Below are 12,677 nucleotides of genomic sequence, written 5' to 3'. Positions count from 1 at the left end.
CAACAGCCGCCGGCCCGAGCCGCTACAATGGCCGGCTGAATATCCTGATCGGAGTCACCATGTCGAACGCCCTGTTGCAATCCCTCGGCCTTGCCCAGACCAACCCCGGCACTTATCTGGGCCATGGCGAATGGTCCAGCGCCACCGGTGCCGGCCTGATCCAGCCACGCAATCCGACCACCGGCGAGGTCATCGCCACGGTCGAGGCCACCACCCAAGCTGATTACGAAACCGTGATCGCGCGTGCGCAGGAAGCCTACAAGGTCTGGCGCACCACGCCGGCACCGCGCCGTGGCGAGGCGATCCGCCTGTGCGGCGAAGCCCTGCGCAAGCACAAGGACGCGCTCGGTTCGCTGGTGGCGCTGGAAATGGGCAAGTCCAAGCCGGAAGGCGACGGCGAAGTGCAGGAAATGATCGACATCGCCGATTTCGCGGTCGGCCAGAGCCGCATGCTGTACGGCTACACCATGCATTCCGAGCGCCCCGGCCATCGCATGTACGAGCAGTACCATCCGATCGGCCTGGTCGGCATCATCAGCGCCTTCAACTTCCCGGTCGCGGTGTGGAGCTGGAACTCGTTCCTGGCCGCGATCTGCGGCGATATCTGCATCTGGAAGCCGTCCAACAAGACCCCGTTGACCGCCATCGCCAGCATGAAGATCTGCAATGAAGCGCTGCGCGAAGCCGGCTTCCCCGACCTGTTCTTCCTGATCAACGATGCCGGCACCGCGCTGTCGGAAAAGCTGGTCGAAGACCGCCGCGTGCCGCTGATCTCGTTCACCGGTTCCACCCAGGTCGGCCGCATCGTCAACCAGAAGGTCGCCGCCCGTCTCGGCCGCTGCCTGCTGGAGCTGGGCGGCAACAACGCCATCATCCTGGACGAAAGCGCCGACCTGAAGCTGGCCATTCCCGGCATCGTGTTCGGCGCGGTCGGCACCGCCGGCCAGCGTTGCACCACGACCCGTCGCCTGATCGTGCACGAATCCATTTACGACGACGTGCTGGCGACGCTGGTCAAGGCCTACAAGCAGGTCGAAGGCAAGATCGGCGATCCGCTCGATGCCGCCAATCTGATGGGCCCGCTCAACAGCCCGGAAGCGGTCGAGCAGTTCCTGAACTCGATCGAGAAGGCCAAGGCCGCCGGCGGCACCGTCGCCACCGGCGGTGCGCGCATCGACCGCCCCGGCAACTTCGTGCTGCCCACGATCATCACCGGGCTGAAGAACAGCGACGAGATCGTGCAGCACGAGACCTTCGCACCGATCCTGTACGTGATGAAGTATTCGACGCTGGACGAGGCCATCGACATGCAGAACGGCGTGCCGCAGGGCCTGTCCTCGTCGATCTTCACGCAGAATCTGAAGGCGGCGGAGAAGTTCCTCTCGCCGGCCGGCAGCGACTGCGGCATCGCCAACGTCAACATCGGCACTTCCGGTGCGGAAATCGGTGGCGCCTTCGGTGGCGAAAAGGACACCGGCGGCGGGCGTGAATCCGGTTCGGATGCGTGGAAGGTCTATATGCGCCGCCAGACCAACACCATCAACTACTCCGATTCGCTGCCGCTGGCACAGGGCATCAAGTTCGATCTGTAAGCCAAACGCCTGCGCACACAAGGCCGGCAGTCGCACTGCCGGCCCGTTGGCTGCATCATCCACCCATCACCGCACGTCGAGGATGCCCGCATGAACGTCCCTGCCCCGCTGTCCCCGCGCCAGACCAGCACCCTGGCGATCGTCAGCCTGATCTTCGGCGTGCTGAGCTGGATCGTGATCCCGCTGCTCGGTTCGCTGGTGGCGATCATCACCGGCCACATGGCGCGTGCCGAAATCCGGCGCGAACCCGAACGCCTGGACGGCGACGGCCTGGCGATTGCCGGCCTGCTGCTGGGTTACATCCAACTGGTGCTGGTGGTGCTCGGAGTGCTGGCGCTGTTCCTGTTCTTCGGTGGGCTCGCTGCGATCAGTGTTCTGGCGAACTGACCACCGTGTACGGACTGCTTCGCCCGCTGCTGTTCGCCTCCGATCCGGAACGCGCGCACGAGCGTGCGCTGCGCTGGGGCGAACTGGCGCACCGCACCGGGCTGGCGCGCCTGGCCACCCGCCGCGTGCCGGACCTGCCCACCCGGGCGTTCGGTCTGGAGTTCCGCAATCCGGTCGGCCTGGCCGCCGGGCTGGACAAGAACGGCGCGCATATCGACGCGCTGGCCGCGCTCGGCTTCGGTTTCATCGAAGTCGGCACGGTCACGCCGAAACCGCAGCCGGGCAACCCGAAGCCGCGCCTGTTCCGGCTCACCGGACACCAGGCGATCATCAACCGCATGGGTTTCAACAACGACGGCATCGATGCACTGGTGCGCAACGTCGAACGGGCACGCTGGAACGGCGTGATCGGCATCAACATCGGCAAGAACAAGGACACCCCGAACGAGCGCGCGCTGGACGACTACCTCCATTGCCTGGAGCGCGCCTGGGACGTGGCCGGCTACATCGTGGTCAATATCTCCTCACCCAATACCGCCGGCCTGCGCGCATTGCAGTTCGGCGAACCGCTGCGCGCGCTGGTTGGCGGCCTGCGCGAAAGCCAGGCCCGGCTCGCAGCCGCGCGCGGCAACCAGCGGCCACTGCTGTTGAAGATCGCACCGGATTTTGAAAGTGCCGAAATCGACGCGCTGGCCAGCACCCTCAACGACCTGGGCATCGACGGCGTGATCGCGACCAACACCACGCTGGACCGCTCCGAAGTGGGCGGCGCCGAACACGCCAGTGAAACCGGCGGCCTGTCCGGCGCACCGCTGTACGGCCTTTCCACCGAAGTGCTGCGCCGCCTGCGCCATGCGCTGGACCCGAATATCCCGCTGGTCGGCGTCGGCGGCATCCTCAGCGGTGCCGATGCGGCCGGCAAGATGGCGGCTGGTGCGCAGCTAGTCCAGTGCTACAGCGGGCTGGTGTATCGCGGCCCGGCGCTGGTCGGGGAATGCGTCGATGCGCTGCGCCGGCGCCGCGAACAGGGCACGCAACACTGATGAGCCCTGCGTATCGTCTGGCGGAAAACGCCTCGCTCGCGGCGCGCAACGGGTTCCGGGTTGCCGCGCGCGCTGAACTGCTGGTCGAAGTGCTGCGCCCCGAAGGCCTGCCCGAACTGTTCGCGCTGCCATATCTGCAACAGGCGCCGCTGATGGTGCTGGGCGAAGGCAGCAACACGCTGTTCGTCGGCGACGTGCCCGGCGTGGTGCTGTCCATCGGCCAATTGGGCCGCCAGCAGCTGGGCCGGGACGAGCGCGGCACGCTGCTGCGCGTGGGCGCCGGCGAGCACTGGGACGACGTGGTGCGCTGGAGCCTGGGGCTGGGCCTGGCCGGGCTGGAGAACCTGGTGCTGATCCCCGGCACTGCCGGCGCCGCACCTATCCAGAACATCGGCGCCTACGGCACCGAGGTCGGCGAATTCATCGAAACCGTCGAAGCTTGGGATCGGCACGAAGCCCGCATCGTGCGGCTGGACCGCGCCCAATGCGCGTTCGGTTACCGCGACAGCCTGTTCAAGCGCGAACCGGCGCGCTGGCTGATCACCGCGCTGGAATTGCGCCTGCCGCACCAACATCCGCCGCGCATCGACTATCCGGGCCTGCCGCAGGAACTGGCCGCGCTCGGCGCCGACACCCCGCCACGGCCTTCGCAGATCGCCGAGGCGGTATCGCGGCTGCGCACCCGCAAGCTGCCCGACCCAGACCGGCTGCCCAATGTCGGCAGCTTCTTCCGCAATCCGGTGGTGCCGCAGGAGCTGGCGCAGGCGCTGCAACGGGAAGCGCCGTCGCTGCCGGTGTTCCCGGCCCATGGCGACGAAACGCAGCGCAAGCTCTCAGCCGCCTGGCTGATCGAACATGCCGGCTGGAAGGGCCATCGCGATGGCGATGCCGGCGTTGCCGCGCAGCACGCCTTGGTGCTGGTCAACCACGGCCAGGCCAGTGGCGCGCAACTGCTGGATCTGGCGCGCCGCATCAGTGCCTCGGTACAGACACGATTCGGGGTGAAGCTGGAGCCGGAAGCACGCATCATCGGCGCGGATTTCTGATCTCGGCAGCGCTGGCACGAGACCACGCCACGCTGCAGCGATCTCCTTGCTGAACCATCCCACCCCGAGCTTCGCTCCGCTCTGGCAAAAGTGCCTTTCCGGCCTCATATTGCAGCGCACCATGAGCCCTGCCCCCGCCGAACCTTCCGCCACCCACGACCTGCGTCGTGCCATCCTGATGATGTTGGGCAGCACCCTGATGTTCGGCACGATGGCGGTGACGATCCGGTTCGCGGCCAACGATCTGCACGTCTTCGAGATCGGTTTTTTCCGCACCCTGTTCGGCTTGTTTTTCGCCCTGCCCTTGCTGCTGCGCCACGGCACCGGGCTGCTGCGCACCCGCCACCTGTCGCTGTACTTCATGCGCTGCCTGGTCGGCATCCTGTCGATGATGTGCGGTTTCTGGGCGATCGTGAATCTGCCGCTGGCCGAGGCGGTGTCAATTTCCTATGCCACGCCGCTGTTCGTCACCATCGGCGCGGTGCTGGTGCTGGGCGAAGTGGTCCGCGTCCGGCGCTGGACTGCGGTGCTGGTGGGATTTGTCGGCGTGCTGCTGATCGTGCGGCCGGGCGCGGCCTCGTTCAGCGTGCACACCCTGGTGGCGCTGGCGGCAGCGGCCTTGAGCGGCAGCGTCGCGATCAGCATCAAGTTCCTGTCGCGCACCGAAAAGCCCGACGCCATCGTGCTCTACACCTCGCTGTTCTGGGTGCCGATGTCGCTGGTGCCGGCCTTGTTCGTCTGGACCTGGCCGCAGGGCATCACCTGGCTGTGGGTGATCCTGGCCGGCTTCTTCGGCACCGCCGGGCATCTGCTGTGGACCCGTGCGCTGAAGCTCGGCGACGCCTCGCTGCTGACCCCGATCACCTTCGTGCAGGTGCTGGTGGTCGGCTTCTACGGCTGGCTGCTGTTCGACGAGGTGATTGACCGTTGGACCATGCTGGGTGCCGGCATCATCCTGGCGTCGAACTACTACATCGCACTGCGCGAAGCCAAGCTGGCACGTCGCGCGGTCACCGATCCGGAGGTCGGCGGCGAGAGCCGGATTTCAGGCTGAGTCGTGAAAAAAACATCATGAATGTGCCGAAGCGTGCGCATTCGCGACGGTTTTCGGCGATGATCAGTGCATCACCAATCCGTCGCACCCATGTCCAAGTTCGACCCTGACACTACCCAGCGCACCCTGCTGTCGGCCGGCCCCGACAAGCCGGGAAGTCTGGTCGCATGCGTGGTCGTGATCCACGGCGCCGGACTCGGCAAGCGCGTGGACATCCGCGACACCCCGGTGGTGATCGGGCGCGAGCACGAAAGCGATCTGCACATCCTGCATCCGTCGGTCTCGCGCCGGCATTGCGAGATCTGGGCCGAAAACGGCCGTTACCGCGTGCGCGACCTGGGTTCGACCAATGCCACCCGGCTCAACGACCGAGTTGTCGGCGTCGCCGATCTGGCCGATGGCGACCATCTGACCGTCGGCGAGAGCATCCTGAAGTTCATCAGCGACGCCAGCGTCGAGGCGCGCTACCACGAGGAAGTTCACCAGCTCGCCAGCCATGACGGCCTGACCGGTTTCTACAACCGCCGCCAGTTCGTCGAACTGGTCGACCGCGAGCTGGCACGCGCGGCACGCACCGACGCGGCCATGGCCTTCGCGATCCTGGACGTGGATCTGTTCAAGCGCATCAACGATACCCACGGCCACCCGGTCGGCGATCAGGTACTCAAGCAGATCGCCGCCACGGTGCGCACGGTGCTGCGTCCGCAGGACATCGCCGGACGCATCGGCGGCGAAGAGTTCGGCCTGCTGCTGCCGGATCTGGAACGCGAGGCGGCGCTGGTACATATGCAGCAGATCCGCGAGGCGGTGGCCGCCGCCACCTGGTCACCGGCGCTGATCGGCGAACCGATCACGATCAGCATCGGTCTGGCGGTGCGCGATACGCAGCACCCGGACCGCGCCAACCTGATGCGCGTGGCCGACCACGCGCTGTACCGCGCCAAGCAGGAAGGCCGCAACCGGGTGCTGTGCGGCAACTGATGCGGCGGCTGGCGTGATTCAGTCGCCGGTGCCGGCGCGGTAGGTGCGCTGCACGTAGTCGTCGATCAGCGTGATGAATTCCTGCGCGATGTTTTCTCCGCGCAATGTCGCTGCCTTCTGCCCGTCGATGAACACCGGCGCGGTCGGCGCCTCGCCGGTTCCAGGCAGCGAAATGCCGATGTTCGCATGGCGCGATTCGCCCGGGCCGTTGACGATGCAGCCCATCACCGCGAGCGTCAGGTTTTCGGCGCCGGGGTTGGTGATCTTCCAGCGGGGCATCTGTTCGCGCACATGCTCCTGCACGGTCTTGGCCAAGTGCTGGAAGAAGGTCGAAGTGGTGCGGCCACAGCCCGGGCAGGCCGTGACCTGCGGGGTGAAGGCGCGCAGCCCCATCGTCTGCAGCAGTTCCTGCGCGACGATGACTTCCCGGGTGCGCGATTCCTCCGGTTCTGGCGTCAGCGAAATGCGGATCGTGTCGCCAATGCCTTCCTGCAGCAACACCGCCAGCGCCGCGGTGGACGCAACAATGCCCTTGCTGCCCATGCCGGCTTCGGTCAGGCCCAGATGCAGCGGGAAGTCGCAGCGCGCGGCAAGATCGCGATAGACCGCGATCAGATCCTGCACTCCGGATACCTTGCACGAGAGCACGATGTTTTCCGGCGCCAGCCCCAGTTCCACCGCACGCTGCGCCGAATCCAGCGCCGAACGGATCAGCGCTTCGCGCAGTACCGCCGTTGCATCCCAGGGCACCGCGCGCTGCGCGTTCTCGTCCATCAACCGCGCCGCCAGATCCTGATCCAACGACCCCCAGTTGGCACCGATGCGGACCGGCTTGGCGTAACGGATCGCGAATTCGATCAGCGTGGCGAATTGTGTATCGCGCTTGCGCCCGAAACCGACGTTGCCCGGATTGATGCGGTACTTGGCCAGCGCCTGCGCTGCGGCCGGCTCATCGGTCAGCAGGGTGTGGCCGTTGTAGTGGAAATCGCCGATCAGCGGCACTTCCACGCCCATCATCGCCAGCTTGTCGCGGATGCGCGGCACGGCGGCGGCGGCTTCGGCGTTGTTGACCGTCAGCCGCACCAGTTCGGAGCCGGCGCGCCACAGCTGCGCGACCTGCTTGACAGTGGAAGCGACATCGGCGGTATCGGTGTTGGTCATCGACTGCACCACCACCGGCGCGTCGCCACCAACCGCGACGCCGCCGATGCGGGCCTGCAATGCGCGACGACGCACGGGAATGCTGGCAATACTCATGATCTTCACGGACTCCGGCCGGGCAGAAGCGGCCGGCGCAACGGCGCATTATCGCGGATCGGATATGACACCGCACGGCTGTCACCCGCCATCGCCACCGGCAGGCAGGCCGGATTCAGGCGCGCTCGCCGGCCACCAGCAGGTAGTCGCCGTTGCGCCGCAGCACTTTCAGCTGGCCACAATCGTAGATCTTGGCGCCGTCGCCTTCCTCGAAATCCCAGCGGTTGCCGTTGCGCACCACCTCGATCCTCGGACCATCCAGCCCCGCCACCGAATCGACGAGGAAGACTTCCCGCTCTCCATCGCCTTCTTCTGCCGCCATCGTCATCAGCCCGATCGCGCGCACCGGCGCCTGCGAGCTGCCTTCGATATCCAGCGGCCGCAGCGCCACGGCATGACCACGCCGCGCGATCAGATCGATGCCGGCCTCCATCGCGCCGTCCTCGTCGTAACGCAGCCAGCGCACCACGCCCACGCTCCAGTCGCGCGTCTCGTCCTGCAGCGGCAGTGACAACCCGACCAGTTCGCCGATGCGCGCACGCACACCCTGGGCCGCATCCCAGCGCACCCGGTAGCCGCCCAGGCTCTGGTCCAGCACGCGGGTTTCCACGCTTGGCACGCGGTTGCTGTCGACACTGCCGTGTGTCCAGGCCGCGCGTTGCACTGCCAGCGCCGGCATGCCACGCACATCGCGCAGGAAGCCGTCGAAATCCTGCTGGCCGGCCATGTGGTAGTGCAGCCCGCTCAGGCCCACCACGCCTTCCAGCGCATAACCACCATCCAGCCGCACGAAGCTGCGCGAGGCATCCTGGTCCCAGCCTTCCAGTGCGCGCTGCAGCAAACCGACCGACAATGTCAGGCTGTACTGGCGTGAAAGCCGCAGCACCGCATCGCGGGTGCCGCCGGCGTGCGAGAGCGTGGCCCGCATCAAGCCGTCGAGCTTGCGCAGGTCCACCCACAGCACATCGCCTTCGTCCGGATTCGGTGCGCGCGAAAAGAAGGTCGGCGCGGCATCCACATCGATCAGCACCACCGAACCTGCTGCGGAAAAGCGCTGCGGCGTCAGTTCCACCAGATTGGCGACATCACGCGTCAGGGTCCACAGATCGACCAGTTCGCGCTGGCTGAAGCGGTAGGGATTGGCCAGGGACATCAGCACCGCCTGGTTCTGCAGCAGCGCCACCGTCAGGCTGCTGCGCTCGGCCGGATCCTCGACCGCCTTGCTGGCCAGACCCTGGGATTCGGCGAATGCCGCCAGCGCGTACAGATTGGCCCAGGCACGCGGCTCCGGCGGGCGGTACAGGAAATAGCTGGCGCCCAGCCAGCGCACGTGATGGTAGGCGGCGCGTTCCAGCGCCAGCGCCACCTGCCCGCCGCGCAGGAACGGCAGCTTGCCGCTCGGCGCACAGGCCTCGACCACGGCCAGACGGTAGCCCAGCGCCAGATCACGGTGCAGCGCCATCAACTGGCCGGCGGTTTCGGCCTTGGCATTGGCCAGCGGAAAGGTGCTGCCCTGCAAGCGGCTGGCGAGCAGGGTCAGGGCTTCCAGCAGCGCCGGACGCAGCGACTCCATGGCTTCCAGCCGGGCAAAGCCATCGAAACGCCGATTGCGGAAGCCGTCCAGGGCCTGCACCAGTTGCGCCAGATAGGCCTGCTGGTTGGCGCGCGGCAACCCTTCGACCCAGGCGCGCAGACTTTTGGGATCACCCGGCAGCGCATCCTTGCCGGCCGGCAAACGCTCGGGCAGATGTTCGCTCAGGGTGCGGTAGGGATTGATCATGGCGAAGTCCGATCTGATTCTGACGTGGATCTGACGTGGACACGCAACAGCCACGTCCGGGCAGGCGCGCGGCCGGATGCAGCGAGTGTAACCCCAGCATGGCGGGCGGCGCGCCATCCATGTTTCCACAGCGCTCGCCGGCAACGGCAAGGTGGCGCAACAACGCGCCACAGGCCGCGTTCTTGCAAAAAGTGACAATGCACAAGTGCTTCCAAATCAATGCAGTGGGAAACTCTTCTCGATTTCATGTGAGAATCACCGATCGCCCCGCCCACACGGAACCGTGTTGAACAACAGCCCGCCCACTTCCGAACGCAACATCCTCGCACCGTCGCAGCTGAACACGCTGGCGCGTGACCTGCTGGAGGGCGCCTTCGGCATGGTCTGGATCGAGGGCGAACTGGGCGGCGTTTCACGCCCGGCCTCCGGGCACCTGTATTTCGCGCTGAAGGACGCCCGTGCCCAGGTGCGCTGCGCGCTGTTCAAGCCCAAGAGCCAGTGGCTCAAGTTCCGCCCGGTGGACGGCATGCAGGTGCTGGCGCGCGGCCGCGTCACGCTGTACGAACCGCGCGGCGAGTACCAGCTGATCATCGACCACATGGAAGAGGCCGGCGAAGGCGCGCTGCGCCGTGCGTTCGAGCAGCTAAAGGCCAGGCTCCAGGCCGAGGGCCTGTTCGAAGCGGCACGCAAACGCGCCCTGCCCGCGCGCATCGCACATATCGGCGTGCTCAGCTCGCCCGGCGGTGCCGCTGTGCACGATGTGCTGACCGTGCTGCGCCGCCGTTTCCCCCTGCTGAGCGTGGAACTGCTGCCGGTGCCGGTGCAAGGCCCGCTGGCCGCGTCGGAAATCGTCCGGATGCTGGCCCGCGCCGACCAGTCCGGCCGCTACGACGTGCTGCTGCTGACCCGTGGCGGCGGCTCGCCGGAAGACCTGGCCGCGTTCAACGACGAATCCCTGGCGCGCACGATCGCCGCCACGCAGACCCCGGTGGTGGCCGCGATCGGGCACGAGGTCGATACCTCGATCGCCGAACTGGTCGCCGACCTGCGCGCCGCCACGCCGTCGGCCGCAGCCGAACTGCTCAGCCGTGACGGCAGCGAACTTGAACGCAGCCTGCAACGCCAACGTGGCCGCATCGACAGCGCGTTCGCACGCCTGCGCGAACGCAGCTGGCTGCGTCTGGACCCACTGCAGCACCGGCTTGCCGCACAGCATCCCGCCGCGCGGCTGGCGCGCGGCAGCGAGCGCCTGCGCGCACTGCAGCAGCGCCTGCTGCACCGCACATCCCAGGCCCTGCAGCCGCCACAGGCGCAGCTTTCACGTCTGGCGCTGCGTCTGGCCGCGCAGCACCCGCGCCTGCGCATCACCGCGCTGCACCAGGCCGTCACCCATGCCCACCAGCGCCAGCGCAGCCTGACCGGCCAGCATCTGGCCCGCGCCGCTGCACGCCTGACCGAACTGGGCCGCACCCTCAACGCGGTCAGCCCGCTGGCCACGCTGCAACGCGGCTACAGCATCCTGCTGGACGAACACGGTCGCAGCATCCGCCACGCCAGCGCACTGCAACCGGGGCAACGCATCAGCGCACGCCTGGCCGATGGCCGGCGCCGCTTGCGGGTGGAACCCGAGGGCGAAGATTGAACACCTGAGCGAGTTCCTCGCTTCAGCCGCTTCCACCGCCCGAAACGGGGGACGAAAACGGTGTTCGTGGATCAGCTCACCCGGCTCTGCCGCAGCGACATCAGTTCCTCCGGCACATCGAAGGTGTCCGCCGACGACATCGCCCAAAAGCGCTGGAACACGCGGTGCTCGCTGCCACCGGCCAGCAGTTCGCCCGGCTTTACCCACGGGTACAGCGCCGCCAGCGATCGCACTTCATACGAGGACAGACGACGGATCAGATGTTCGGGACCGAGCTGGTCCGGATGGCTCAAACCGGCTGCGGCCAGCAGTTCCCTCAACGCCATCAGCGTGTTGTCGTGGAACTGCTGCACGCGTGTCGCCTTGTCCGGCACATCCAGCGCACGCTGGCGCCGCGCATCCTGCGTCGCGACGCCGGTCGGGCAGCGGTCGGTATGGCAACTCTGCGACTGGATGCAGCCCAGCGCGAACATGAAGCCGCGCCCGGCGTTGCCCCAGTCCGCACCCATCGCCAGAACCCGCGCCAGATCGAACGCGGTGATGATCTTGCCGGCCGCCCCGATGCGGATTTTCTGCCGCAGATCCAGCCCCACCAGGGTGTTGTGCACCAGCATCAGCGCCTCGCGCAGCGGCACTCCGACGTGATCGGCGAACTCCAGCGGCGCCGCGCCAGTGCCGCCTTCACCGCCATCCACCACGATGAAATCCGGCAGGATGCCGCTGACCTCCATCGCCTTGGCGATGCCGAACCATTCCCACGGATGCCCGATCGCCAGCTTGAAACCGACCGGCTTGCCGCCGCTTTCTTGGCGCAACAACTGGATGAAGCGCAGCAGCCCCAGCGGCGAATCAAACGCGCTATGCCGCGCCGGCGAAATGCAATCCACACCTTCGGGCACACCTCGCGCCTGCGCGATCTCGGCTGACACCTTGGCCCCGGGCAGGATGCCACCCTGCCCCGGCTTGGCGCCCTGGCTGAGCTTGAGCTCGATCATCTTGACCTGCGGATCGCGCGCATTCTCTCGAAAACGTTCGACATCGAAGCGGCCCTCGGCATCACGGCAACCGAAATAGCCCGAACCGATTTCCCAGACCAGATCACCGCCGTTCTGCCGGTGCCAGCGCGAGATCGAACCTTCGCCGCTGTCATGGAAGAAGCCGCCACGCCGCGCACCCTCGTTCAGCGCTAGGATCGCGTTCGCCGACAGCGCCCCGAAGCTCATCGCCGAGATATTGAACACGCTGGCCGAATACGGCTGCGCGCACTGCGATCCGCCGATGCTGATGCGGAAGTCGTGCGACTCGATCTGCACCGGCGCCAGCGAATGGTTGATCCACTCGTAACCGTCGCCGTACAGCGCCATCTGGGTGCCGAACGGGCGCTTGTCGAGCACATCCTTGGCACGCTGGTAGACGATCGAACGCTGCACCCGGGAGAACGGCAACTCGGCTTCGTCGTCCTCGATCAGGTACTGGCGGATCTCCAGCCGGAAAGCCTCCACGAGGAAACGCACATGCGCCGCCACCGGATAGTTCTGCCGCAGCGAACTGCGCCGCTGCGTGATGTCCACCACTCCCAGCAGCGCCAGCGCACCGAACACCCCCAGCGGCCAGAACCAGACCAGCCCCGCGCCGCGCGACAGCGCCCAGGCGGAAGCGAACGCAAGCAGGACACATCCCCAGAAAACGAAATAACGTGGCGAAAAAATGGCGGCGGCTTCCGGCAGGAACGGGAGCAAAAGCATAGCCAGTCGCCCCCGCAGCTGCGAGCCGGCACACCACCCATGATCCGACCCATGACCTGATCCATGATCCGACCCATGACCTGATCCATGACCTGATCCATGACCTGATCCATGACCTGATCCATGACCTGATCCATGACCTGATCCATG

10 protein-coding genes are annotated in these 12,677 nt (G+C 66.7%); 7 read left to right on the top strand and 3 right to left on the bottom strand.

Translation table 11 applies throughout. The features are described from left to right. The first annotated feature begins 59 nt into the window (after window positions 1-59). From amaB to WDB66_RS12450, 6 genes are all read left to right on the top strand, one after another. Window positions 60-1,592 (top strand): L-piperidine-6-carboxylate dehydrogenase, encoded by a 1,533-nt coding sequence (gene amaB / locus WDB66_RS12475; RefSeq protein ID WP_339398926.1) that lies wholly within the window; start codon window positions 60-62, stop codon window positions 1,590-1,592. A gap of 90 nt (window positions 1,593-1,682) precedes the next feature. Continuing rightward, complete coding sequence (locus WDB66_RS12470; protein ID WP_339398925.1) at window positions 1,683-1,979, top strand: DUF4190 domain-containing protein; 297 nt, start codon at window positions 1,683-1,685, stop codon at window positions 1,977-1,979. A gap of 5 nt (window positions 1,980-1,984) precedes the next feature. Beyond that, complete coding sequence (locus WDB66_RS12465) at window positions 1,985-3,022, top strand: quinone-dependent dihydroorotate dehydrogenase (protein WP_339398924.1); 1,038 nt, start codon at window positions 1,985-1,987, stop codon at window positions 3,020-3,022. After that, window positions 3,022-4,068, top strand: coding sequence for a UDP-N-acetylmuramate dehydrogenase (gene murB / locus WDB66_RS12460; protein WP_339398923.1), 1,047 nt, complete (start codon window positions 3,022-3,024; stop codon window positions 4,066-4,068). The genes WDB66_RS12465 and murB overlap by 1 nt, the downstream gene beginning before the upstream one ends. 121 nt (window positions 4,069-4,189) lie before the next feature. Continuing rightward, window positions 4,190-5,122, top strand: coding sequence for a DMT family transporter (locus WDB66_RS12455; RefSeq protein WP_339398922.1), 933 nt, complete (start codon window positions 4,190-4,192; stop codon window positions 5,120-5,122). Window positions 5,123-5,212: 90 nt separating this feature from the next. Continuing rightward, window positions 5,213-6,103: a GGDEF domain-containing protein gene (locus WDB66_RS12450; protein WP_339398921.1), complete on the top strand. Its 891-nt coding sequence runs from the start codon at window positions 5,213-5,215 to the stop codon at window positions 6,101-6,103. An 18-nt stretch (window positions 6,104-6,121) separates the two neighbouring features. Here WDB66_RS12450 and ispG read toward each other — a convergent pair whose 3' ends face one another. Then, entirely contained in the window at window positions 6,122-7,360 is a 1,239-nt protein-coding gene (gene ispG, locus WDB66_RS12445; RefSeq protein WP_339398920.1) for a flavodoxin-dependent (E)-4-hydroxy-3-methylbut-2-enyl-diphosphate synthase, read from the bottom strand. A gap of 115 nt (window positions 7,361-7,475) precedes the next feature. Further along, entirely contained in the window at window positions 7,476-9,140 is a 1,665-nt protein-coding gene (locus tag WDB66_RS12440) for a hypothetical protein (RefSeq protein ID WP_339398919.1), read from the bottom strand. Between the two features lie 286 nt (window positions 9,141-9,426). Here WDB66_RS12440 and xseA point away from each other — a divergent pair, with 286 nt between their 5' ends. Further along, window positions 9,427-10,782: an exodeoxyribonuclease VII large subunit gene (gene xseA, locus WDB66_RS12435; protein WP_339398918.1), complete on the top strand. Its 1,356-nt coding sequence runs from the start codon at window positions 9,427-9,429 to the stop codon at window positions 10,780-10,782. A gap of 71 nt (window positions 10,783-10,853) precedes the next feature. Here the strand turns inward: xseA and WDB66_RS12430 are convergent, their stop codons facing one another. After that, entirely contained in the window at window positions 10,854-12,527 is a 1,674-nt protein-coding gene (locus WDB66_RS12430; RefSeq protein WP_339398917.1) for an FMN-binding glutamate synthase family protein, read from the bottom strand. Window positions 12,528-12,677: the final 150 nt, after the last annotated feature.

Origin of the sequence: Denitratimonas organivorans (assembly GCF_037478135.1) — a bacterium.
Classification (GTDB): Bacteria; Pseudomonadota; Gammaproteobacteria; order Xanthomonadales; family Xanthomonadaceae; genus Denitratimonas.
Note: the sequence above shows the minus strand (reverse complement) of the source record. Positions and strands in the feature narration are given on the sequence as shown.

Coding starts and splice junctions, on each gene's coding strand:
- WDB66_RS12455 (WP_339398922.1), top strand. CDS start 4,190: ATGAGCCCTGCCCCCGCCGAACCTTCCGCCACCCACGACCTGCGTCGT.
- WDB66_RS12470 (WP_339398925.1), top strand. CDS start 1,683: ATGAACGTCCCTGCCCCGCTGTCCCCGCGCCAGACCAGCACCCTGGCG.
- amaB (WP_339398926.1), top strand. CDS start 60: ATGTCGAACGCCCTGTTGCAATCCCTCGGCCTTGCCCAGACCAACCCC.
- WDB66_RS12440 (WP_339398919.1), bottom strand. CDS start 9,140: ATGATCAATCCCTACCGCACCCTGAGCGAACATCTGCCCGAGCGTTTG.
- ispG (WP_339398920.1), bottom strand. CDS start 7,360: ATGAGTATTGCCAGCATTCCCGTGCGTCGTCGCGCATTGCAGGCCCGC.
- WDB66_RS12450 (WP_339398921.1), top strand. CDS start 5,213: ATGTCCAAGTTCGACCCTGACACTACCCAGCGCACCCTGCTGTCGGCC.
- murB (WP_339398923.1), top strand. CDS start 3,022: ATGAGCCCTGCGTATCGTCTGGCGGAAAACGCCTCGCTCGCGGCGCGC.
- WDB66_RS12430 (WP_339398917.1), bottom strand. CDS start 12,527: ATGCTTTTGCTCCCGTTCCTGCCGGAAGCCGCCGCCATTTTTTCGCCA.